The sequence below is a fragment of the Bacteroidota bacterium genome, assembly GCA_038746285.1.
Classification (GTDB): domain Bacteria; phylum Bacteroidota; class Rhodothermia; order Rhodothermales; family JANQRZ01; genus JANQRZ01.
The window spans coordinates 22,419-45,131 of sequence record JBCDKT010000031.1 but is presented as its reverse complement, the minus strand read 5'-3'; the positions used below and the strand labels follow the sequence as shown (position 1 = coordinate 45,131).

General features: G+C 68.8%; 26 protein-coding genes. 12 read left to right on the top strand and 14 right to left on the bottom strand.

The features are described from left to right. The first annotated feature begins 322 nt into the window (after window positions 1–322). From AAGI91_11190 to AAGI91_11170, 5 genes are read left to right on the top strand one after another with little or no spacing between them, the layout of a single operon-like run. Window positions 323–880: a carboxymuconolactone decarboxylase family protein gene (locus AAGI91_11190; GenBank protein ID MEM1043182.1), complete on the top strand. Its 558-nt coding sequence runs from the start codon at window positions 323–325 to the stop codon at window positions 878–880. A 58-nt stretch (window positions 881–938) separates the two neighbouring features. Then, complete coding sequence (locus tag AAGI91_11185; GenBank protein MEM1043181.1) at window positions 939–1,418, top strand: MarR family transcriptional regulator; 480 nt, start codon at window positions 939–941, stop codon at window positions 1,416–1,418. A gap of 59 nt (window positions 1,419–1,477) precedes the next feature. Further along, the gene (locus tag AAGI91_11180; GenBank protein MEM1043180.1) at window positions 1,478–2,581 is read left to right on the top strand and encodes an alkene reductase; all 1,104 of its coding nucleotides are present in this window, start codon (window positions 1,478–1,480) and stop codon (window positions 2,579–2,581) included. A gap of 32 nt (window positions 2,582–2,613) precedes the next feature. Further along, window positions 2,614–3,588, top strand: coding sequence for an MBL fold metallo-hydrolase (locus AAGI91_11175; GenBank protein ID MEM1043179.1), 975 nt, complete (start codon window positions 2,614–2,616; stop codon window positions 3,586–3,588). 13 nt (window positions 3,589–3,601) lie between these two features. Next, window positions 3,602–4,486: a hypothetical protein gene (locus AAGI91_11170; GenBank protein MEM1043178.1), complete on the top strand. Its 885-nt coding sequence runs from the start codon at window positions 3,602–3,604 to the stop codon at window positions 4,484–4,486. Window position 4,487: 1 nt separating this feature from the next. Here AAGI91_11170 and AAGI91_11165 read toward each other — a convergent pair whose 3' ends face one another. The 13 genes from AAGI91_11165 to AAGI91_11105 form a co-directional block, all read right to left on the bottom strand. Beyond that, a complete protein-coding gene (locus AAGI91_11165) occupies window positions 4,488–5,117 on the bottom strand; it encodes a 4'-phosphopantetheinyl transferase superfamily protein (protein ID MEM1043177.1) in 630 nt (209 codons plus the stop codon). Between the two features lie 26 nt (window positions 5,118–5,143). Continuing rightward, complete coding sequence (locus tag AAGI91_11160) at window positions 5,144–5,419, bottom strand: hypothetical protein (protein MEM1043176.1); 276 nt, start codon at window positions 5,417–5,419, stop codon at window positions 5,144–5,146. A 113-nt stretch (window positions 5,420–5,532) separates the two neighbouring features. Further along, the gene (locus AAGI91_11155; protein MEM1043175.1) at window positions 5,533–6,024 is read right to left on the bottom strand and encodes a PaaI family thioesterase; all 492 of its coding nucleotides are present in this window, start codon (window positions 6,022–6,024) and stop codon (window positions 5,533–5,535) included. Between the two features lie 114 nt (window positions 6,025–6,138). Beyond that, window positions 6,139–7,014: a T9SS type A sorting domain-containing protein gene (locus AAGI91_11150; protein ID MEM1043174.1), complete on the bottom strand. Its 876-nt coding sequence runs from the start codon at window positions 7,012–7,014 to the stop codon at window positions 6,139–6,141. A gap of 195 nt (window positions 7,015–7,209) precedes the next feature. Further along, window positions 7,210–7,824 (bottom strand): superoxide dismutase, encoded by a 615-nt coding sequence (locus AAGI91_11145; protein MEM1043173.1) that lies wholly within the window; start codon window positions 7,822–7,824, stop codon window positions 7,210–7,212. Between the two features lie 135 nt (window positions 7,825–7,959). Next, window positions 7,960–8,712, bottom strand: a complete 753-nt coding sequence (gene rpiA, locus AAGI91_11140) for a ribose-5-phosphate isomerase RpiA (protein MEM1043172.1) — start codon at window positions 8,710–8,712, stop codon at window positions 7,960–7,962. A 50-nt stretch (window positions 8,713–8,762) separates the two neighbouring features. Next, window positions 8,763–9,995 (bottom strand): ABC transporter permease, encoded by a 1,233-nt coding sequence (locus AAGI91_11135; GenBank protein ID MEM1043171.1) that lies wholly within the window; start codon window positions 9,993–9,995, stop codon window positions 8,763–8,765. A 102-nt stretch (window positions 9,996–10,097) separates the two neighbouring features. Further along, on the bottom strand, window positions 10,098–11,330 hold the full coding sequence (locus AAGI91_11130; GenBank protein ID MEM1043170.1) for an ABC transporter permease: 1,233 nt from the start codon (window positions 11,328–11,330) through the stop codon (window positions 10,098–10,100). Window positions 11,331–11,437: 107 nt separating this feature from the next. Further along, window positions 11,438–11,827, bottom strand: a complete 390-nt coding sequence (locus AAGI91_11125; GenBank protein ID MEM1043169.1) for a DoxX family protein — start codon at window positions 11,825–11,827, stop codon at window positions 11,438–11,440. 94 nt (window positions 11,828–11,921) lie between these two features. Continuing rightward, entirely contained in the window at window positions 11,922–12,065 is a 144-nt protein-coding gene (locus AAGI91_11120; GenBank protein ID MEM1043168.1) for a hypothetical protein, read from the bottom strand. A gap of 248 nt (window positions 12,066–12,313) precedes the next feature. Further along, window positions 12,314–12,544 carry a hypothetical protein gene (locus tag AAGI91_11115; protein MEM1043167.1) on the bottom strand — a complete coding sequence of 77 codons (231 nt, stop codon included), beginning with the start codon at window positions 12,542–12,544 and terminating at the stop codon, window positions 12,314–12,316. A 59-nt stretch (window positions 12,545–12,603) separates the two neighbouring features. Then, window positions 12,604–13,053, bottom strand: a complete 450-nt coding sequence (locus AAGI91_11110) for a GNAT family N-acetyltransferase (GenBank protein MEM1043166.1) — start codon at window positions 13,051–13,053, stop codon at window positions 12,604–12,606. A 207-nt stretch (window positions 13,054–13,260) separates the two neighbouring features. After that, window positions 13,261–15,321 (bottom strand): ATP-dependent helicase, encoded by a 2,061-nt coding sequence (locus AAGI91_11105; protein MEM1043165.1) that lies wholly within the window; start codon window positions 15,319–15,321, stop codon window positions 13,261–13,263. Between the two features lie 235 nt (window positions 15,322–15,556). Between AAGI91_11105 and AAGI91_11100 the strand changes: the two genes are divergently transcribed. The 7 genes from AAGI91_11100 (at window position 15,557) to AAGI91_11070 (ending at window position 22,046) form a co-directional block, all read left to right on the top strand. Next, entirely contained in the window at window positions 15,557–16,441 is an 885-nt protein-coding gene (locus AAGI91_11100) for an AAA family ATPase (GenBank protein MEM1043164.1), read from the top strand. A 24-nt stretch (window positions 16,442–16,465) separates the two neighbouring features. Continuing rightward, entirely contained in the window at window positions 16,466–17,425 is a 960-nt protein-coding gene (locus AAGI91_11095; GenBank protein MEM1043163.1) for a ParB/RepB/Spo0J family partition protein, read from the top strand. 73 nt (window positions 17,426–17,498) lie between these two features. Then, entirely contained in the window at window positions 17,499–18,107 is a 609-nt protein-coding gene (locus AAGI91_11090; GenBank protein ID MEM1043162.1) for a DUF5683 domain-containing protein, read from the top strand. Between the two features lie 283 nt (window positions 18,108–18,390). Beyond that, a complete protein-coding gene (locus tag AAGI91_11085; GenBank protein MEM1043161.1) occupies window positions 18,391–19,710 on the top strand; it encodes a pyridoxal phosphate-dependent aminotransferase family protein in 1,320 nt (439 codons plus the stop codon). A 28-nt stretch (window positions 19,711–19,738) separates the two neighbouring features. After that, the gene (locus AAGI91_11080) at window positions 19,739–20,104 is read left to right on the top strand and encodes a four helix bundle protein (GenBank protein ID MEM1043160.1); all 366 of its coding nucleotides are present in this window, start codon (window positions 19,739–19,741) and stop codon (window positions 20,102–20,104) included. Next, window positions 20,101–21,306: a hypothetical protein gene (locus AAGI91_11075; GenBank protein MEM1043159.1), complete on the top strand. Its 1,206-nt coding sequence runs from the start codon at window positions 20,101–20,103 to the stop codon at window positions 21,304–21,306. The genes AAGI91_11080 and AAGI91_11075 overlap by 4 nt, the downstream gene beginning before the upstream one ends. A 53-nt stretch (window positions 21,307–21,359) precedes the next feature. Next, window positions 21,360–22,046, top strand: a complete 687-nt coding sequence (locus AAGI91_11070) for an HAD-IA family hydrolase (GenBank protein MEM1043158.1) — start codon at window positions 21,360–21,362, stop codon at window positions 22,044–22,046. Window positions 22,047–22,066: 20 nt separating this feature from the next. Here the strand turns inward: AAGI91_11070 and AAGI91_11065 are convergent, their stop codons facing one another. Next, window positions 22,067–22,690 (bottom strand): rhomboid family intramembrane serine protease, encoded by a 624-nt coding sequence (locus AAGI91_11065; protein ID MEM1043157.1) that lies wholly within the window; start codon window positions 22,688–22,690, stop codon window positions 22,067–22,069. Window positions 22,691–22,713 lie beyond the last annotated feature (23 nt).

Below are 22,713 nucleotides of genomic sequence, written 5' to 3'. Positions count from 1 at the left end.
CGCGCAGGCGGGAATCCAGAGCTTGTAGTACGCCTTCTGGATTCCCGATCAGGGTCGGGAATGACTCGATGTGAGGAGGTAACAGTAGCAGAGCAGCGTTTCTGCGCCATCAGGGCCTCTCAAGTTGCTAACAAGCTCTAGAGGCACCCCGCCTCGACCCTTCCGGCCCGGTCTGCCACATGGCGGGCCGGGCTTTGCTGTGCTCTGCTGTGCTCCGAGACCGGACCGCTCTCCAGAGCGTAGGTGAGTTTTTTATTTGATGTCGAAATATTGATGTTTTGACTTTGATACAAGCTCCCATCACAACCAACCCCAGACGACCATGCCTCACTACACCGTTCCCACCCTCGACGACGTCGCCGACGCCGACGCCCGCGACACGCTGGCGCAGATCGAGCAGCAGCTCGGCACGCTCCCCAACCTCTACGCCTACGAGGCGCACTCGCCGAAGACCTTCCTGGCCGGCCTCGGGCTCTCCCACGCCGCCGAGCACGCCAACTTCTCGAACCGCGAGGCCCAGGCAGTCTACCTCGCCACGAGCGAGGTCAACAGCTGCACCTACTGCCTCGCCGCGCACACGGCGCTCGCCCAGATGAACGGCTTCTCGGAGGACGAGACGTTCGGCCTCCGCGCCGGCACCACCAGCGACCCGAAGCTCCGGGCGCTGACCCAGCTCACGCGGGCGTTCGTCGAGACGAAGGGCCGGCCGGGCGAGGCGCTCCTGGACGCGTTCTTCGACGCGGGCTACACCCAGGCCCACCTCGTGGACCTCACCGGGCTGATCGCCGTCAAAACCTTCTCGAACTACCTCCACAACGCGACCGACATCCCGGTCGACTTCCCGGAGGCGAAGCCGCTCCCGGCTGCCGTCCTCGCCTGACCTGACACGCGCGGAGCGCGAGGAGGGCTCTGGTCCTCCCCGCGCTCCCACACCGCTCATGGCTGACACCGATACGCACCCGCTCGCCGGCACGTTTGCCAGCCCGCACCACCGGCTGCGCGTGAACTTGCTCTACACGGCGACGTGGCTCCAGGACCGCATCCGCGCGTTTCTGGAGCCGCACGACCTGACGCAGCCGCAGTTCAACATCCTCCGCATCCTGCGCGGCCAGCACCGTACGGGAGCAGGGACGCTCAGCACCTCGTGCCTCCGCAAGCGGATGATCGACCGGGCGAGCGACACCTCGCGGCTCGTTGACCGGCTCGTTGCGCGCGGGCTCGTCAGCAAGCAGCCGTGCACCGAGGACCGCCGCCGCGTCGACGTCCGCATCACCGAGGCGGGTCTCGCACTGCTCGACGAGATCGACGCCGGCCTCGCCGGCCTCGACGCGGTGACCGGTGCCCTTTCGGACGCCGACGCCGAGCGGCTCAACGCGCTCCTCGACCGGCTGCACGGCTTCGTCCCGGAGACCGCCTGAACCCGTCGCCGCAGAGCGCGTTACCCCGTCTCACCTCTCTCCACCTCTCCTCCCTCTCCATGTCGCTCCTCTCCGCCCACACCCTCGGTCCGCTCCACCTCCCCAACCGGCTCGTCTACGCCCCGATGACGCGGAGCCGCCACGCCGGCACCGTTCCCAACCGTCTCGCCCCGACCTACTACGCGCAGCGCGCGAGTGCCGGGCTGATCGTCACCGAGGCGACGCAGGTCGCGCCGCGCGGGCAGGGCTACCCGCTCACACCCGGCATCCACTCCGACGCGCAGGTCGAGGCGTGGCGGGCGGTCACCGACCTCGTCCACGCGACCGGCGGGCGCATCTTTCTCCAGCTCTGGCACGTCGGGCGCGTCTCGCACCCGGCCTACCACGACGGCGCGCCGCCGCTCGCCCCGTCGGCGATTGCCGCTGAGGGTGAGGTGATGCTACCGGACTTCAGCATGGAGGACTTCCCCACCCCGAAGGCGATGACGACGGACGAGATCGCAGACGCCGTCCGCCAGTTCGGCCACGGCGCGCGGCGGGCGCACGAGGCCGGCTTCGACGGCGTCGAGATCCACGGTGCCAACGGCTACCTCGTCGAGCAATTTCTCTCGTCGTCGTCGAACCAGCGCAGCGACGCCTACGGCGGCTCGGCCGAGAACCGGGTCCGCTTCCTCACCGAGGTCACCAAGGCCGTGCTGGAGACGTGGGACCCGGCGCGCGTCGGCGTCCGGTTCTCGTTCGGCCAGGGCCGGCTCGGGACGACGGACGACAACCCGGCCGAGACCTTCGGCCTCGCCGCACGGAAGATGCAAGAGGTGGGGCTGGGGTACGTCCACGCCGTCCGCGCCGACGGGGCGGACATGCTCCGCGTCGTCCGCGAGCACTACGACGGCACCCTCATCGCCAACGGCGGCTACGACCGCGAAGAGGGCGAGCAGGCCCTCGCCGACGGCCGCGCCGACCTCATCTGCTACGGCCGCCCCTACCTCGCCAACCCCGACCTCCCGCTCCGCTTCGCCGCCCAGGCTGCCGGACTCGACGCCCCACTCAACGAGCCCAACAGCGATACCTTTTACGGCGGCGGCGCCGAAGGCTATACCGACTACCCCCTCTGGCCCGCCACCGGCGTCGCGCTCGCCCACGAAGAGCCGGCCGACGCGTAGAGCGCTTTTCCCTCACCTCAACCCACGCCGCCATGCATACCCTCTCCCGCCGCGACGCCCTCCGCAGCGTCGGCCTCGACGGCCTCGGCCTCGGCCTCGCTCCGCTCTCCGCAACGGCGACCCCGACGCCGGACCGCCGGCGCGACGACCACCCGGCTCCGTTCTACCAGACGGCCATCGGGGATACACGACTCACGGTGGTGCAGGACGCGGCGCTCGAAGCCCCGCTCGCGGCCGTCTCTGGCGGCGCACCCGAGGGGGCCGTCGAGGCGCTCTTCGCCGAGCACAACCTCCCGACTGACGCGGCGGCCGTCCCGGTAACCGTCGCCCTCCTCCAGCGCGGCGACCGCACGGTCCTCCTCGACACCGGCCTCGGCGACTACAGCCTCCCGATTGTAGCCGACGGCGGCGGACGGCTCCTCGACACCCTAGCCGCGCTCGGCGTCCGTGCCGAGGACGTGGACACGGTCGTGATCTCGCACATGCACCCGGACCACATCGGGGCGGTGACGCTCGGCGGCGCGCCGGTCTTCCCGAACGCGGCCTACCTCATGCCGGAGCCGGAGCGGGCGTTCGTCGATGGCTACACGATGACCGGCAACGAGGAGATGGACGGCACGATTCAGTTCGTGCGCAGCAAGCTCGATCCGCTCGCGGCGAGCGGGCAGCTCGATGTGTTCGCCTACGGCGACGAGGTCGTGCCCGGCCTCACGTCGGTTGCGGCACCGGGCCACACGCCGGGCCACTCCGCCTTCCTCGTTGCCGACGGCGACGCCCAGCTCATGCTCCCGATGGACGCGGCGAACCACTACGTCGCCCTCTTCCATCACCCCGAGTGGCTCTTCGCCTTCGACGCGATCCCCGAGCAGACCGTCGCCACGCGGCGGGCGCTCCTCGGCCGCGCCGCGGACGACGGCCTGCAGATCTGGGGACCGCACCTCCCGTTCCCCGGCCTGGGCTACGTCGTCCGCCGCGGCGAGGGCTTTCAATTCGTCCCTGCTCCCTAACGCCTCTATTCCTATGAAGCGCCTCATCTTCCTCGCCCTCCTCCTCGCCGGCTGCGCCGCCGAACCCGAACCGCCGACCGCCGAGCCCGCGACCAGCGACCGCGCCCGTCCGTCGGACGCGGTGATCGCCGAGCGCGTGGCCGAGGCTACGGCGCGGCTCGAAGCCACCGAAGGGGGCCGCCTGGTCCTCGCAGCGATTGACGCGCACGGTGGGCTGGAGCGGTGGTACGCCAACGGGCCGGTCCACTTCCGCTACCGCTACGAGCGCCTCACCGGCGACGACCCCATCGACACCGAGCAGACGGTCGACACCTGGAGCGCCCGGGCGCGGCACCTGATGAACCCAGACTCGTCTGTGCCGGACTCGTCGGCGGCGTTCGGGTGGACGGGCGAGGAGGCGTGGGTGATCGGCACCGACTCGCTCCCGACGAACGCTCGGTTTTGGTCGCTCACGCCGTACTACTTCGTCGCCATGCCCTTCGTCCTCGCCGACCCCGGCGTGAACCTGGAGGCGGCCGGGCAGATGACGGCTGAGGGCGAGACCTACGACCTCGTCCGCGCCACGTTTGAGGCCGGCACGGGCGACGCGCCGGACGACTACTACTTCCTGCTTCTCGACCCCGAGACGCGGGAGGTGGGCGGCGTGCGCTACGTCGTCTCCTACCCCGGCTTCTTCCCCGAGGGCGGCTCGACGCCCGAGCGGCTGATGCTCTACGACGGCGCGCAGACCGCGAGCGGGATCGTGCTCCAGGAGGGCTTCCGCTCGTTCGCGTGGACCGGCGACGGCACGGGCGAGGCCGCAGCGCGCGGCACCGTCACCGACCTCGAGTTCCTGCCCGACGCTCCGGCTAGCCTCTTTGCTATGCCGCCGGACGCTCGCGTGCAAGAGGCGATGTAGCTCAGGGCGCCGTCCCGAACGCGACGGCGACGAAGCAGCCCTCGACCTCGGCGAACTGCAGGTCCCAGAGCGCGCCCTCGTGCCGAAGCACGGCCATTCCTTCGAACGGGGGCACGACGAAGCGGAGCGCCTGGGGCGAGACGCGGAAGCCGGTCCGCATCGCCTTGAGCGCGGCCTCTTTCAGCGTCCACACGAGCACCTGCGCCGCGTCGTGCTCGAACGGAAGCGTCTCGATTAGCCCGTGCTCGTCCGGGTGCAAGATGCGCCGGTAGAGGTCGGGGCGGCGGGGACGGACGACCTCGAGGTCGACCCCGACCGGCAGCGGTGAGACGGCGGCGGCGGCGAGGGTCCGGTCGTCGGTCGAGGCGTGGGCAATCGAGAGATGCCCGGTCTCGGTCTCCGGCGCGCCGTCCTCGGCTACGCGCAGCGACACGGCCTCGGGCGGAGTCCCCACTTGCTCGGCGAGGAGCCGGCGCGCCACGTCGCGGCCGAGGGCGAACTCGCGGCGGCGCTTCGCGCTGCCGAACCCGCTGAGGCGCGCGCGCTCCTCGGCCGAGAGCACGTCGAGCGGAGGGTCGGCGGCGGCTTCGCAGACGGCGAAGCGGAGGGCGATGTCATCGGGCAGGTCCACCCTGCAAGGTACCGCGCCGTCAGCGGTCAGGCCGCCCGGCGCAGTCCTCCGTGCCCACCGACTGAGACCAGCACGCGGGCACCCGCAACGAACCGGCCTATCGTACCCTGAACTTCGTCGGCGACCCGGCGGCGGAGCGCGTGCGCGGTCGGTGCGTCGAAGAACCCGGCGTAGACGTTGCGCGGGAGGTCAGCCTCGTCGCCCTCGACTTGGTTGCGGAGCCCGAGGAAAGCCAGCTCGCGCTCGACGCGGGCACGGTCGGTGTCGGCAACGTCGAGGGTGGTGACAACGAGGTAGCTCATGGCGGCAGCGCTGGGTGAGTGATGCCTCAGGCTACGACGCGCCGGTGACACCCCTGCGTCACACTAGGCCAACGGAATTCGCTGGCGAGCCTCGCCTGCCGTAGGGCTCGGCTCTAGCGGCCGGCTCGCTCAGCGGCGGCGCCCATCCCCTCTGCCCCGACCTCGACGAACAGCCCCGATGCCTCGCACGCCGTCTGCCCTCCGCCGAGCCGCAGCGTAGCCTCGACAGGCGTCTTCACTCCGTCCGCCTCCCCGACGGTAGCCTCGACAGTTACCACGGCGCCGAGTGGCACGAGTGCCCGGAAGTCGACCTCGATCCGGGCACCCACGACGACCCGGCCGGTGGCGAGCACGGCCATCCCCATAACTTCGTCGAGGAGCGCTGCCAGCGCGCCACCGTGGGCGTGGCCGGGCGGCCCCTCGGCCGCCGCTCCGAACCACGCCCGTGCCCACGTCCGCCCGTCAGAGTCCGCGTAGTACCGGACGCGGATGGCATCGCCGTCTTCGGAGGACACGAACGACCGCGTTCCGACCGCTTCCCAGAACGGCGTGAGCGGGGTCCAGTCGGGGGAGGTCGCGGAGAGGTCGGGCGGGCTCGCGTGCATCGCCGCAGGGGTCAGGGGGCTTGGTGGGCAGACGTAGGCGAGGCCAAAGAAAGCGCAACGCCCTCCCGCCGCGGCGGGAGGGCGAGGGCGGAGTCTGAACGCCGCGAGGCGACGCTAGCGAACAACCGTTACGCGGCGCGTTTCGGAGAACGCCTCGCCGCGCGCCTGGATCACGTACAGGCCCGCCGGCAGCGCCTCGGCTTCGAAGGCGAGCGCCAGCACCTGGCCCGCTGCCAGGCCACCGTCGAAGAGGTCTGCCACGCGGCGGCCGAGGAGGTCGTAGACCGCCACGGTGACGCGCTGCGCCTGGCCCACGGTGAGGTTCAGCGCGGCGCGGGACGTGACTGGGTTCGGGGACGGCTGGCTGAGGCGGGTGGTGACGGTGCTGGTCTCTTCGCTGGAGAGGCCACCCGGCGTGCCCTCCGGCCCGGTAACCGCGAGGAGGACCTGCCCCTCCTCGCGCCCACCGCCGGAGTAGGTCGAGACGCGGATGAGGTACTCTTCGCCGGCGTCTACCCCGAAGTCCTCGATGCGGGACGTGAAGTCACCCGAGTCCGGCTCGTTGTTGGGATCGTCGTCGTTGCACTCGACCTCGAAACCGGCCTGATAGATCGTGACGATGGTGTCGGTGAACCCGGCTCCGTCAGGGAGCATGGAGCCGTCCGTGTCGAGCGTGAGGTCTCCGTCTGTGAGGGGCGTGTAGGACCACCAGACGGAGAAGCCGGAGTCGTCGTCGGGGGAACCGAAGGTGCAGGAGGCATTCTCTTCGTCCTCTTCGCTCGTCGCGCCGATGGTCGAGCTTTCGTAGACCTCGGCGGCGGTGATGACGGTAGCATTTTCTACGTCATCGTTCTCGGGGCCCCCTCGGTCGGAGACCTCTACCGGCGTGTGGTCGGTGATTTTGCTCGTGGCAGTGCTTTGCGCTGCGGCCAGCGGAGCTAAGGTCAGGATGGCTGCAAGAGCCAGGGTGGCAGTAGCGAAACGGTTCATGGCGTGTGGGTTGTTGGGTGAGAAGAAGTACGTGACGCGAGCACGCGGCGATAACATCAACAGGGGCTCGCCTTGTGCTCTGGCTGCAAGGTACGGCACGCTCACTTTCAAATCCCACCACGAGGCGTGCCTGCCTGTGCTAAAAAAGGGCGGCGAGCCTCCGGCCCACCGCCCTGTCTTAGGCTGCCCGCTGCCCTACGACGTGTACTTCCGGTACCGGCGGTCGGCCTCGTCCCAGTTGACCACGTTCCACCACGCGCTGACGTAGTCCGGGCGGCGGTTCTGGTAGTGGAGGTAGTAGGCGTGCTCCCACACGTCGATGCCGAGGATGGGCTTGTCGCCGTGCATTACCGGGTTGTCCTGGTTCGGCATCCCGTGGATGTGCAGGCCACCGTCCTCGTTGACCGCGAGCCACGCCCAGCCGGAGCCGAACTGGCCCTTCGCTGCGGACTCGAACGCCTCCTTGAACGCGTCGAACGAGCCGTACTTCTCGTCGATGGCTTCGGCGAGGTCGCCGGTCGGAGTGCCCCCGCCGTTGGGGGACATCGTAGTCCAGAAGATGCCGTGGTTGAAGAAGCCGCCGCCGTTGTTGCGGACGGCGGTCTGCTTGTCCTCGGGCAGCGAGTCCAGGGCAGCGAGGGTTTCTTCGATGGGCTTGCCGGCCCACCCGGTGCCTTCGAGCGCGGCGTTGAGCTTGTTGGTGTAGCCCTGGTGGTGCTTCGTGTGGTGAATCCGCATCGTCTGCTCGTCGATGTGCGGCTCCAGGGCGTCGTAGTCGTAGGGAAGGTCGGGAAGGGAGAACTGAGCCATGATTGGGAAGGGCTTGGGTGAATGGCGGTTGTGGAGGATGGTGGTACGGTCGTCCCGGCTCGGCGTTTCCCTGCGTTCGGTGGACGGTGGACAGTCAGACGGTCTTGGCGGCTCACCCGCGCCATTCGTCGTTCGTCACTCGGCGCTCGTCATTCGCCGCACCGTGCCGTCCGGCTCGCCGACGAGGACCTCGGTCGCCAGTCCGATGAACAGGCCGTGGTCGAGCACGCCGGGAATGGCATGGATCGACGCACCGAGCGCGGCGGGGTCGGCGATGGGCTCGAAGCGGGTGTCGAAGACCCAGAACCCCTGATCGGTCACGACCGGCCCGTCTTTCTTCTCGCCCATTCGCAGCGCCGGGTCGCCGCCGAGCGCCCGGAGCGCCCGCTCGACCGGCCCCGCCGCGAACGGCAGCACCTCCACCGGCACCGGCATCGTCGCCCCGAGCCGGTCTACCTCTTTCGAGGGGTCGATGAGGACGGCGAACCGGTCTGCCGCCGCCGCGACGACCTTCTCGCGCGTGTGCGCCGCGCCGCGCCCTTTGATGAGGTGGAGCGCGCCGTCGTAATCCGCTACCTCGTCGGCCCCGTCGAGGGCGAGGTCGAGCCGGTCCACCCCGCCGGAGCGGGGCGGGCAGTCGTCGAGCGTCGCGAGCGGGATGCCAACGGCGCGGGCGAGGCGCTCGGCTGCGAACGAGGTCGGCACGCCGACGACATCGAGGTCCTCGCTTTCGATCCGCTGCCCCAGGGCGCGGAGGGCTTCGGCGGTCGTCGAGCCGGTCCCGAGGCCGAGCCGCATCCCGGACTCGACGAGCCGGGCCGCGGCCGCGCCGACGACCTCTTTTGGGTTTCTAGTTCCGAGTTTCTCGTTTCTCGTTTCGTCTGGCATCGGTCTCATCCAAGAGAAACCAGAAACTATGCACCAGGAACCCGAAACGCCTACTCGTACCGCAGCGCCTCGATGGGACTGAGCCGCGCCGCCTTGTAAGCCGGATACACGCCGAAGACGAGCGCGATGACGGTCACGCCGACTACGCCGATCAACGCCCACGCCCACGGGAACGTCGCCCGCAGGTCGAAGGCGAAGGCGAGCGCGTTGCCGCCGAGCACGCCGAGGCCGATCCCGATCAGCCCCCCGATCTGGCAGAGGAAGACGGCCTCGAGGAGGAACTGGCTCAGCACGTCGCGCCGCGTCGCGCCGAGCGCCTTGCGGATGCCGATCTCGCGCGTCCGCTCCGTCACCGAGACGAGCATGATGTTCATGATCCCGATCCCGGCCGCGAGGAGCGCGATCAGCCCAATCGCCGCCCCGCCGACGGTGAGCGTAGCGGTGAACGAGTCGACCGGCCCGCGCATGAGGTCGTTGGTGACCACGTCGAAGTTGTCGTCGTCCTGCGGGGGCACGCCGCGGATGATGCGGAGGTGCCCCGTCACCTGGTCGATCGTCGCCTGCAGCATGGGCGCGCTCGGGGCGCGGATGTCGTACGAGATGTTGCGGTCGAGCCGGCCGTAGATGTCGAACGTCCGGGTGACCGGGGCCATCGCGATGTTGTCCGGCGAGTCGCCGAGGAGCGCGCCCTTCTCGACGAACGTCCCGACGACCTGGAAGCGCCGCCCGTCGATCCGCACGTTCTTGCCGAGGGGCTGCTCGACGTCGAAGAGTTGCTTGACAATCGGCGCGCCGAGCACGACGACGGGGCGGGCGTAGCGCACGTCGTCCTCGGTCAGGAAGCGCCCCTGCTCGATCTCGAACCCGTTGTTGACGGCCCAGTCCTGGTTGACCCCGCGCAGGCTGACGTTCGGCTCGGTCTCCTCGCCGCTGAACTTCACGGCGTGGCGCCCGAACCAGGCGTCGGGGGCAATCGAGACCGGGAGGTCAGCGCGCCGGCGGAGCGTCTCCATGTCGGCGTAGGTGAGGTTGGGCCGGTTGCGAAGGCTCGGGTCCTCCGGCCCGATCTGGATGCCGTTGCGGTCGACTTTGGTGACGTAGAACGTGTTGGCTCCCATCCCGCGGAAGGTGTCGTTGAAGTAGACCTCGATCACCTGCACCGCCGTCACCGCCGCGATCACAGAGAAGACGCCGATCACGATCCCGAGGAGGGTAAGCGCGCTGCGGAGCTTGCTGCTCCTGAGCGACTCAAACGCCATGCGGAGGTATTCGAGGAAAAGCACGGGGTTCTGGTTTGCAGTTTCTGGTTTACAGTTTCTAGTTTTTAGTTTGACGCTTCCGGTCCTTCTAGCTCGATCAGAAACGAGGAACCAGAAACTAGAAACTCATTCGTACCGCAGCGCTTCGATGGGGCGGCTCCGGGCAGCGGCCCAGGCGGGGATGAACCCGAAGAAAACGCCCACGCCGACGCAGATACCGAAGGCGAGCGCGACCGTCGCGGGCGAAAGGACGGCCGTAAAGACCTGGTTGATGAGGTACGTCACGACGCCGGAGAGCGCCACCCCGAACAGGCCGCCGATCATGCACACCACGACGGCTTCGAGGAGGAACTGCGTCAGGATCGCCCGGCGGCTGGCCCCGACGGCCTTGCGGATGCCGATCTCGCGCGTCCGCTCGCGGACCGAGACGAACATGATGTTCATCACCCCGATCCCGCCGACGAGCAGGGCAAGGCCGGTCAGGAACAGCCCGATCCCGTAGATGGCCGCCTTGACGCCGGCGAGCTGCGTGGCGAAGGCGTCGTTGCGGTTGATGGCGAAGTTGTCCTCCTCCATCGGGTCGAGGCCGCGCACGGCGCGGACGATGCCGGTCAGCTCGTCTTCGGCGGCGACCATGTTGTCGGCGTTGTCCACCTTGACCTGCACCGAGATCTGCCGCCACCGGCTGAGGCCGAACGCGTTCTCGAACACCGAGAGCGGCATCGTCACCTGGGTGTCGAACGAGACGAGGCCGAGGAACTTGCCCTGCTCCTCCAGCACGCCGATGACCTCCACCCGCTTCCCGCCGACGCGGATGTACTTGCCGATGGGCGTCTCGTTGAGGAACAGCGCCTCGGCCACGTCCCGCCCGATGATGCAGACCGGCCGGCCGGAGCGCTCCTCGATCTCGCTGTAGAACCGCCCGGCGGACAGGTCGAGGCTGTTGATCTCGGCGATCGCGGGCGTGGCCCCGCGCACGAAGACGGTCGATAGCTCCCGGTCCTTGTACTGGACGCCGCGCACCGTCCCGACCGCCGGGGCAACGGCGACGGCGTAGCGCGAGCGCGCCTCGACGGCCTCGGCGACGGCCTTCGTGATCGGCGGGCGGTTGACGTAGCGCCACCAGTCATTCTCGAGCGTCTGCGGGTTCTTGTCGATCGAGAGCGTGTTCGTCCCGAGCATCGCCATCGAGCGGTCGAACCCCTGCTCAATGCCGTTGATGGTCGTGAACATCGCCGTGACCGAGACGATGCCGATGATGATGCCGAGGGTCGTCAGGACCGCCCGGAGCTTGTTGGCCCAGATCGCCCGGAGCGCGATGCGGAGGCCTTCGGCGAATTCGAGAAGCGCGGTGCGCACGGGGGCGGGTCGGGAGTCCAGGGGCGAGAGTCGGGCGTCTGCCTCAGCAGGCCCGGACGCCTACGACCACGCCGAGCCGGAGTTGCGCGGCCGCGGGACCGGCTCGGTCAGACCGCCGGCTGGGCACGCTGGACGAGGAGCGGCATGAGCGCATCGCGGTAGGCCCAGAGCAGGAAGGCAGTCATCGCCGCCAGCGCGTAGGCCGGGACGCCGCCCGCCGGGTCGAAGACGAGGTGGTAGAGCACGATGCCGACGGCAATCGGGACGAGCATCACGAGTGCCAGCGGCACGAACCGGCCGGCGAGCAGGAGCGCCCCGATCACGACCTCGAACACCTTCACAAGCGGCATCACGCCGCCGGTGACGAGCGCGCCGAGGAACGCTCCCCCGGCCTCGGGCGGCGGGGGCTGCGGGATGGAGTTGAGGAAGCCGTTGAGGCCGAAGACGAAGAGCATCGCGCCCAGCAGGTAGCGGACGACAGTGGCGGCGGTGGCCATGAGCACCAGGGGTCTGGAGTGAACGCTTGTTGCGACAAGCGATCAACTAACCTCACCATGTCCCGTCGGTTCCACCATCCTCCTCACGGGCATCTCACATCGGTCCCCTGGTCGCTGTGCCGGCGGTAGATGAGGAAATCGCCTCCACCGTGACGACCTCGCAGTCCCGTCGCTGCTCGGTCATCCGCACGAGACAGGCGTCGGCGAAGTCCATTGGCACGTCGGCATGCTTCGCCATCAGCGCTGCCACGTTCGCTTCGTCACCACGAACCGTCTAAGCGATCTCCAGCACGCCCGACTCCAGAAGTCCGAGTACTCGCGCTACGCCGTCATGCTGACGCTGCGACAAGTGGCACGACTCTGTAATGACCGCTTCGCATGTCAGCAGAGATGGAAAGCGTTCCCACTGCTCAACGGCCCAACCGTGGTGCTGGTCGCGCGGGTTCAGGTAGGCGACAATCAGCCCTGTGTCAGCAATCCCAACGTTCACGACAGCGAACTTTTGCCGAGGTCCCTGAGGTAGTCCTTGTTGCTCGACAGATCACTCGGACCCGAAATGCTACCGATCAGGTGCTTGGCTTTGTCGTGGGCGCTGAGGGGCTTCGGAGCCGGGGCCGCTGGATCGGAGCGGCGCAGTTCGTCCAGTTCGGACCAGACCTTTCGGCGCTCCGCTTCGGGCAGGGCGGCAATTGTGGTGATGATTTCTTGGGTGCTCATGACGGCGCGGTTTGTAAGCCGGAAAACTGGTAAACGCGAACACGACCCTCCTGGTCCTGTCACAGCGCCTTCTCGAACCGGATGCGGTAGTCCTGGTAGGTCGCGTTGTAGCCGGCGGCCGTCACCTCGAAGCCCTCGCGCAGCCCGAGGACGGTCATGCCCGGGTGCATGTTGGGGAACGTGTCGTAGGCGAAGCGGGCGTAGCCGAGCGCCCGCGCCTCGCGCTCCATCGCGTGGAGCAGCGCCCGCGCCACGCCGCGCCCCCGGTGCGCCTCCAGCACGCCGCCCTTCGCGCTGTAGTACGTCGTCTCGCTCAGCCCGTAGCCGACCTTGAACCCGACCGGCTCGCCGTCGAGCCAGGCGAGGAACAGCAGCAGGTTGCGGCGGTCGAGTTGGTTGATGACGCGCGCCTCGCCGAAGACGGTCCGGTTGAGACGCCGGATCGTCGGGAAGTCCTCCATCCCCACGCGGGCGACGTGGAGCGTGCCGAGTTCGGTTACGGTCTGCACGGGGTTGAAGATTAGCGCACCGGAGGATACACCCGCCATCACCTCGTTCAAAGCCCCCTGTCGTTGCGAGGAAGCGCGCAGCGCTGACGCGGCAATCTCCTCAGGAACGCAACCTGACCCTTTTGCGCTCCATCGGTCTGCTCAAGCAGGGAGATTGCTTCGTCGCTACGGGACGAGTCCCTCCGCTTCTCGCAATGACAGGCAAGGTCAGAACGGAAGCCCGTCGTTGGTGTCGCGGGCAGGGGGAAGCTGAGGGCGGGGCGGGGCGTCGAGTTGGGCCGGCTCGGCGTCGCCTTCCTCGGCCAGGGTCCAGGGTTCGAGGAGCGGCTCGGGCACGTCGGCGAGGAATCGGCTGGGGTTGGTGAAAAAGTCGCCAGCGCGGCGGCGGGTCTGGACCGTCGGGTAGCTCACGAACAGGTTCCGCTCGGCGCGCGTCAGAGCGACGTAGAGCAGGCGCAGTTCCTCGTCCAGCTCCTCATCGCTTTTGGCCGCGTACTGGCTCGGGAGAATGCCGTCGAGCGCCTGGATCAGAAAGACGGTGTCGAACTCCAGCCCCTTCGCGCTGTGGATCGTCGAGAGGACGAGCGGGGCTTCGTCCTTGTGGGTGCCCTCCACGTCGGTCGCCGTGAGGTCGATGGGGTCGAGCGCGAGCGATTCGAGGAAGGCGCTGCGGCTGCCGCGCCCTTCGGCGAGGCCGGCGAAGCTCTCGAGGTCCTGCGCCCGCTTCGGATGGTCCTCGAAGTAGACCTGCTCCAGCACGGGCTGGTAGTAGCTCAGCAGCGCCTCGACTTGGGCCGGCAGCGGCACGTCGCCCGCGCGCATCCGCTGCAAGAGGTCGCCGAGGTGCCGGAGCTTCGCCTCGAAGCGCGGCGAGACGGCGGGCGCGGCGAGCGTGTACGGCTGCTCGGCCGCGAGCACCCAGTCGACGAGGTCGCGCGCGGTCCTCGGCCCGATCCCCTCGATCAGCTTCAGCACCCGGTTCCAGGCGACCACGTCGAGCGGATTCTCCGCGACCCGGAGGTGGGCGACCACGTCCTTGATGTGCGCCGCCTCGGTCAGCCGCAGCCCGCCGAACTTGACGAACGGGACCCGCCGCCGGTCGAGTTCGACTTCGAGGTCGTACGAGTTGTAGCCGCTGCGGAAGAGCACCGCCATCCGGCCCAGCGCGGTCCCCTCCTCGCGGAGCTGGAGGAGCATGTCGCAGACGAACCGGCTCTGCCAGCGGTCGTCGGGGGCGGCGATGAGCGCGGGCTTCTCGCCCTCGGGTGTCTCGGTGTAGAGCCGCTTCTCGTACTTCCGCTTGGCCCGGTCGAGGACGAAGTTGGCGAGGTCGAGGATGGGCTGGGTCGAGCGGTAGTTTTGCTCCAGCTTGAAGAGGCGCGTGCCGGGGAACGTGTCCGGGAAGGCGAGGATGTTGCCCACGTCGGCCCCGCGGAAGCGGTAGATGCTCTGCGCGTCGTCGCCGACGGCGGTGACGTTGCCGTGCACGCTCGCGAAGAGTTCGACGAGCCGCGCCTGGAGCCGGTTCGTGTCCTGGTACTCGTCGACCAACACCCACCGGCACGCGCCGGCGACCTTCTTCCGGACGGCCTCGTCGTTCTCCAGCAGGCGGACGGTGAGCGCGAGGAGGTCGTCGTAGTCGACGAGGCCGTGCCGCTGCTTGTAGGTCGAGAAGGCGCGGCCGAGGTCCTCGATCTCGTCGAGGTGAATGAGGAACTGCGGGTAGGTCTGTTCGAGGACGTCCGCGACGTCGAGGCCCCGGTTGGCGGCGGCGGAGTAGAGGTTCTGGAGCGTCCGCTTTTTCGGAAACCGCTTCTTCGACCGGTGCAGCCCGCGCTCCGACCGGAGGAGGTCGATCACGTCGGCGGCGTCCGAGGCGTCGAGGATCGTGAAGCTCTTGGGGTAGCCGACGGCCTCGGCATGGCGGCGGAGGACTTGGAGGCAGAAGGCGTGGAACGTCCCGCCGCGCACGCGCTCGCAGCGCCCGTCGAGCAGCCCCGCCGCCCGGCCGAGCATCTCCCGTGCGGCGCGCCGCGTGAAGGTCAGGAGCAGAATCTCCTCGGGCCGCGCGCCGGTCTCGATGAGGTAGGCCACGCGGTAGACGAGCGTCCGCGTCTTGCCCGTCCCCGCTCCAGCCACGATCAGCACCGGCCCCGGCCCGGCCGTCGCGGCGGCGTGCTGCTCGCCGTTGAGTTCCCCCGCGTAGTCGATGGTCAGGGTCGACGGCGCGGCGTCCGGCTCTTTTTTGAGGACGAAGCGGCGGGCCACGTTCTGGGTATGAGGGTATGGGCGGAAGAGGGTGTGGGGGTGGCAAAGTACGTGGACTGAGGCGACGATTTCGAGTGCCGCCCCGTCCTACCCTCCCATACCCCCACCTTTCCGCACTCCCACACCCGAGCCGTCTTCGCTTGCGGGGGCGGAGGCGCACGGGTATATTGCCGGGGCCGCTTTCCGCGACCTCGGCGCACCCACTCACGGACCCACTTTCACACCCAGCGACGACATGGGGAAGGTCATCGCCGTAGCGAACCAGAAGGGCGGCGTCGGCAAGACGACGACGGCCGTCAACCTCGCCTCGTCCCTCGCCGCGACCGAGCACCCGACGCTGCTCCTGGACATCGACCCGCAGGCCAACGGCTCGTCGGCCGTCGGCGTGGACCAGCGCGAGGTCGAGCACTCGACCTACGAGGTCCTCACCGGCGACGTGGCCCTCGAGGAGGCCGTCCTCCCGACCGAGATGCCGTTCCTCGACGTCGTCCCGAGCCACATCAACCTCGTCGGGGCCGAGATCGAGATGATCGACGTGATGGAGCGCGAGCGGGTGCTCAAGCGCGCCGTCAAGGGGGCCCGCCGGAAGTACGACTTCGTCGTGATCGACTGCCCGCCGTCGCTTGGGCTGCTGACGCTCAACGCGCTCACCGGGTCGGACTCGGTCGTGATCCCCGTGCAGTGCGAGTACTTCGCGCTCGAAGGGCTCGGACAGCTCCTGAACACGATCAAGATCGTCCGCCAGCACCTCAACCCGCACCTCGAGATCGAGGGCGTGCTCCTGACGATGTACGACACGCGGCTGCGGCTCTCGAAGCAGGTCGCGGCCGAGGTCCGGCGCTACTTCGGCGAGAAGGTCTTCAAGACCGTCATCCAGCGCAACGTCCGGCTCTCCGAAGCCCCGAGCTTCGGCAAACCGGTGCTGCTCTACGAGGCGACGAGCATGGGCTCGCGCAACTACATCGGCCTCGCCCGCGAGGTGATCGACGCCAACCGCTCCTACCTCCTCGCGCCCGACGAGCCGCTAGCGGGCAGTCCGGTCGCCGCCGGGCTCCGCGCCGGCAACGGCGCCCACACGGGCCCCGTCGCCGCCGACGTCTCCGCGCCGGACTCCCACTAACCCTTTCTTTTCGAGGCTACGCTCATGGCGACGAAAAAAGCAGCGCTCGGCAAGGGCCTCAACGCGCTGATCCCGTCTATCTCCGAACGGGCCGACGACGCGCCGGCACCCGAAGGCGGAGTCGGGCAGACGAAGCTCTACAACTTCGAGGACCGCGTCCGCCTCCTCGGCCGCGTCGCCGAACTCGACGTGGAGGCCATCCGCCCTAACCCCTACCAGCCGCGCCAGGACTTCGACGACGCGGCGCTCGGCGAACTCGCCGGTTCGATCCGCCAACTCGGCATCATCCAGCCGATCACCGTCCGCGCCCTCGGCGAGGGGCGGTTCGAGATCATCTCGGGCGAGCGCCGCCTACGGGCCGCCAAGCGCGCCGGCCTCGGCCGCGTCCCGGCCTACGTCCGCGAGGCCGACACCGAGGCGATGCTGGAGATGGCGATCGTCGAGAACATCCAGCGCGAGAACCTCAACCCGGTCGAGGTCGCCCTCGGCTACCACCGGCTGATGGAGGAGTGCGGGCTGACGCAGGAGGTGGTAGCGCAGAAGGTCGGCAAGAACCGCTCGACGGTGGCGAACGCGCTCCGCCTGCTCCGCCTCCCGCCGCCGGTGCTGGCCTCGCTCCGCGACGGCACCCTCACCGGCGGCCACGCCCGGATGCTGGTCTCGGTGGAAGACCCCGACGCGCAGCTTCAGCTTCACCGCAAGATCGTCGAGGACGCCCTCTCGGTGCGCCAGGTCGAGGCGCTCGTCCGCGCGTACCGCCAGCGGCTCGGCGAGGCCCCCGCCGCAGAAGCTGCCGACGAGGCCGCCGCGGCCGTCACCGCCCCAGGCCGCGACGCGCTCCAGATCGAGCAGTTCACCGACGCGCTCCGCGACCGGCTCTCGACGCAGGTCGCGATCCGCCACAAGGCCGGCGGCGCGGGCAAGATCGAGATCACTTATTACTCGCAGGACGACCTCGAACGTGTCCTCGACCTGCTGCTGTAACGGAGACAGAAGAGCGGAGGAGCGAAGGAGCGGAAGAAGGGCGACCGCACGCGCTCTGCTCGCCTTCGTCGCCGTGATTTGGGCCGGGGGTGCCTCGGCGCAAACCGACACGACGGCGACGGCCCCGGCGGTCGTGGCTCCGGGCCTCGCCGATTCGACGCAGGCCGAGCCGGTGGTCGCCGAGTCGCTTTCTCCCGCGCCGACACCGACCTATCCGGCCCCGAGTTCAGTGCTGCGGCGGAGCCTGCTCGTCCCTGGCTGGGGGCAGCTCACCAACCGCGACTACCTCAAGGTGCCGGTCGTGGCCGCGGGCGTGGGCGGGGCGGTGTGGCTCGCGGTGCTCTACGCCAACCGGACGGTGCTCTACCGCCGCGCCGCCATCTTCGCCGACTGCGACACCGGCGTGGCCGTGCCCGAGGGGACGTGCGACAACTTCGAGGACTTCCGCGACGAGTGGATCGAGGCCGGGCAGCCCGCGGCGAACGTCAGCCGCAGCATCCGCGACGACAGCCGCCGCAACCGGGACTTCTCGATCCTGCTCGGCACGCTGGCCTACGCCCTCCAGGCGCTCGACGCCTACGTCAGCGCAGAGCTGGCCGGCTTCGACGTGAGCGACGACCTCTCGCTTCGCGTCCTCCCGACGCCGACCGGCGCGGTGGCATCGCTCCGGTGGCAGTTCTAGGGCAGGGCCCCCGGCGTGCAACCTTCCGCCGGTGCCTCCGCTAGACGCGTGCCGCCCGGTTCCCCTCGGCGCGCCGGGGAACTCCTCCGCGGCGGACCGCATCGAAGCTGCTTGTGACAACAAATACCGCCTTACCGCCACCGATCCGGTCCAGCCGCAGGTCCCTGTTCCGGCAGCATAACAGCGTTTCACTGTATCTTGCTGCCCCCGTCCTACCCCCGGCCGTAGCTTGTGCCGACTGCGCGGCTGACCGCCCCTAGCGACCTGGAGAGCGCCTATGACGATGCCCGACCTCACGAAGCGGCCTGCACCGCCGACGCTGACCAGCGAGGAGCGCCCCATCTTCAGCAAGACGCGCAAGTTCCTCGCCTCCGACGGCGACTACGCACGCGTCAAGGGGGCCGACCTCTACCCCTACTTCCGCCCCATCGAGGTCGCCGAGGGCACCCAGGCCGTCATCCGAGGGCGCAAGGTCATCATGGCGGGGTCGAACAACTACCTCGGGCTAACGAACCACCCGCGCGTGGTCGAGGCCGCGCAGCAGGCCATCGCGGACTACGGCACCGGCTGCACCGGCAGCCGCTTCCTCAACGGCACCCTCGACCTCCACCTGGAGCTCGAGCGCCGGCTCGCGGCGTTCATGGGCAAGGAGAACTGCGTGCTGTTCTCGACGGGCTACATGACGAACCAGGGCGTCGTCCAGTGCCTCGCCTCGAAGGGCGACCTCATCTTCAGCGACAAGGACAACCACGCCTGCATCGTCGCCGGCACCCAGACCAGCCTCGCCGAGACCGTCCGCTACCGCCACGACAACGTCAGCCACCTGGAGCGCCTGCTGGAGAAGTACGACGAGGAGCGGCCCGAGGCGGGCAAGCTGATCGTCTCCGACGGCGTGTTCTCGATGAACGGGAAGCTCGCCAAGATCCCCGAACTCCTGGCCCTCGCCCGCGAGTTCGACGCGGCGCTCCTGATCGACGACGCCCACGCCATCGGCGTCGTCGGCGAGGGCGGGCGCGGCTCGGCCGACGTCTTCGGGCTGCGCGGCGAGATCGACCTCATCACGGGGACCTTCTCGAAGAGCTTCGCCTCGCTCGGCGGCTTCGTCGTCGGCTCGGACGAGGTCATGGAGTACATCCGCCACTCGGCGAGCACCCACATCTTCAGCGCCTCGATGCCGGCGGCCAACGTGGCGACCGTCCTCGCCTGCCTCGACATCTTGACCGAAGAGCCCGAGCGTCTCGACCGCCTCGACGCCATCTCGACCTACATGCGCGACGGCTTCCGCAACCTCGGCTTCAACGTGTGGACGAGCCAGACGCCGATCATCCCGGTCGTCGTGGGCGACATGATCACGTGCTTCCAGTTCTGGAAAGACCTCCTGGAAGAGGGCGTCTTCGTCAACGCCGTCGTCCCGCCGGCCGTCCCGAAGGGGCAATCGCTGATGCGGACGAGCTACATGGCGACCCACACCGACGAGGAGCTCGACTTCATCCTCGACGCCTTCGAGCGCGTCGGCCGCCGCCACGGCGTGATCGGGAAAAACGGCCAGCCCGGCCCGAACGGCCACGCCACCAACGGGCAGGGCCATTCGGTGACTGGGTGACTCGCCGATTGGTGATTTTCGGGGGCCGATGAGCGACTACGAGCAGCAGGCGGAGGCGCTCCGGCAACGCACGAAGGCATTCGCCGTGCGCGTCGTCCGGCTGTTCCGAACGCTCCCGAAAACGGATGGAGCTCGCGTCATGGGCAGGCAACTGCTTCGGTCCGCCACGTCGGTAGCAGCTAACTACCGCGCCGTCTGCCGCGCCCGCTCCCGGGCTGCCTTCGTCGCAAAGCTAGACATCGTCGTAGAAGAAGCCGACGAGTCTGTGCTCTGGCTTGAGTTGTTGGGCGAAACGGAGACGGTGTCTGCCAGCCGGCTGAACGACCTGCTGAACGAGGCCACCGAACTGACCAAAATCTTCGCCGCCGCTCGCCGAACGTCGCGCTCCCGATGACCTTGCCTGTCAATCAGCCAATCAGCCAATCAGCCAGTCAGCGAATAGTCGTCCGGCGCGTCGCCTCGGGCAAAGACAAGAGCCGGTTCATCGACTTCCCGTACCGGCACTACGCCGACCATCCGGTCTGGGTCGCGCCGCTGCGGATGGATCAGGCGAAGGTGCTGAACCCGAAGAAAAACCCATTCTTCGAGCACGGCGAGATCGAACTCTTCCTGGCCGAGAACGAGCGCGGCGACACTGTCGGCCGCGTCGCGGCGATCCGCAACGGGATGCACCTCCAGAAGTACGACGACGGCAACGGCTTCTTCGGCTTCTTCGAGTGCGCCGAGGACTACGGCGTGGCCGAGGCCCTCCTCGACGCCGCGACCGCCTGGCTCCGCGCGCGCGGTCTGACCGGCGTGCGCGGCCCGACGAGCCCGTCGATGAACGACACCTCGGGCCTGCTCGTCGAGGGGTTCGACCGCGAGCCGGCGATTCTGATGCCCTACAACCCGCCGTACTACGTCGACTTCCTTGAGCGCTACGGGTTCGAGCGCGCGATGACGATGTGGGCGTACTACGTCCACGAGGCCTACGTCCACAAGGACAAGCTCCGGCGCGGGGCCGAGGTCGTCCTTCGCCGCAACCCTGGGCTCCGCCTTCGCACGCTCGACACGGGCCGGTTCTGGGACGACGCGGCCGCCGTGCTCCGCATCTACAACGAGGCGTGGTCGAGCAACTGGGGCCACGTCCCGATGACCGAGCGCGAGTTCGAGCACCTCGCCAAAGACCTCAGGAAGGTCATCGAGCCCGAGCTGGTGTTCCTCCTCGAAAAAGAAGGAGACCCCGTCGCCTTCTCGATCTCGATCCCCAACCTGAACCAGGCGCTCAGGCACGTCCCGGACGGCCGCCTCTTCCCGCTCGGCCTGCCCACGCTGCTGGCGCGCGCCAAGCTCGGCGGGGTCTACGAAATCCGGCTCCCGCTCCTGGGCGTGCTCCCTGAGTTTCACGGGCGCGGGTTCGACGCCGTGCTCATCGACGCCACCATCCAGGACGGCCTCGCCCGGGGCTACGACGCCTGCGAGATGAGCTGGGTGCTCGACGTGAACGCGCCGCTCGTCAACGCGCTGGGCAAGCTCGGGGCCGTGCGCGACAAGGAGTACGCGATGATGGAGATGTCTATCGGAGGACTGGAAGATCGAGGGACCGGAGGATTGTGATGTCGCCCTCTCGCGCTCCCAATGCCCCGATCTCTCAGTCCCTCCTTCCCCCGATGGCACCTCGCTTCGTCTACTTCGACCTCGACGACACGCTCCTCGACCACCGGGCCGCCGAGCGGGCCGCCCTCGCCGACTGCTGCTCCGCGTTTCCTGCCCTCGCCGGGCGCGACGTGGCTGAGGTGCAGGCGACCTACCACGCGGGCAACGTCCCGCTCTGGAAGCAGTACGGCGCAGGCGAGATCGGGCGCGAGGACGTGCAGCGGCTCCGCTTCGAGCGGCTCTGCGCTGCCCTCGACCTGGATCTCGACCCCGCCGTGCTCGGCGCGGCCTACCTCGACCGCTACGCGGCCCACTGGCGGTGGATACCGGGAGCCGAGGCCGCGTTCCACGCCATCGCCGACCGCTACCCCGTCGGCCTGCTCACCAACGGGTTCGCCGAGCAGCAGCACGGCAAGCTGGACCGCTTCCCGGTGCTGCGCGAGCGGGCACAGGCCGTCGTTATCAGCGAGGAGGTCGGGGTGATGAAGCCGCACCCGGCGATCTTCGCGCACGCCACCGACCTCGCGGGGGTCGCGCAGAGCGAGGTGCTCTACGTCGGCGACTCGCTGCACTCGGATGTCGAGGGCGGGCGCGCCGCCGGGTGGCAGGTCGCGTGGTTCCGGGGCGCCGAGGGCCACGACGGCGTCTTCGCCTTCGCCGAGTGGACCGCGCTGACCCGGGCGCTCGGTGCCGCCTCATAGGGGTTTGATTAATCGAACCCCTACAGCCCGAGTTGCTGGAAGAAGATGGCGAGCGCGTCGGGGTAGACGAGGATCGTCAGCAGGACCCCGCCGAGCGCGCCGCCGAGGTGCGCCTCGTGCGCGATCCGCCCGCCGCCCTGCTGCGAGGCGTAGATCGACCCGACGACGTAGAGCACGGCGAACAGGATGGCCGGCATTGGAATCGCAAGGAAGACGTAGATCAGCTCCAGCGGCGCGAAGAGGCAGAACGCGAACAGCACGCCGGAGATCGCCCCCGACGCGCCGACGGCCGAGTAGGCGGGGTTGTTCTTGTGCTTGGCGAGCGTCATCAGGTTCGCCGCGATCTCGGAGCCGAAGTAGATCGCCAGAAACCGCGCCGGGCCGAGCAGCCCCTCGATCAGCGGCCCGAAGAAGAACAGCGTGATCATGTTGAAGGCGAGGTGGGCGAGCCCGGCGTGGACGAACCCCGCCGTGAGCATCCGCGCGTACTCGCCCTGGAGAAAGCGGACCGGCTTGAACGCCCACCGGTCCAGCACCTGGGGGTCCACGAAGAAGGTGTGGACCGCGACGAGCACGTTGAGGGCGAGCAGGATGAAGGTGACCGGCGTTTCGAAGAGCATGGGGGCGAGCTGGAGATCGCGCATCGGGAGTCGGTGTAACTTACCAC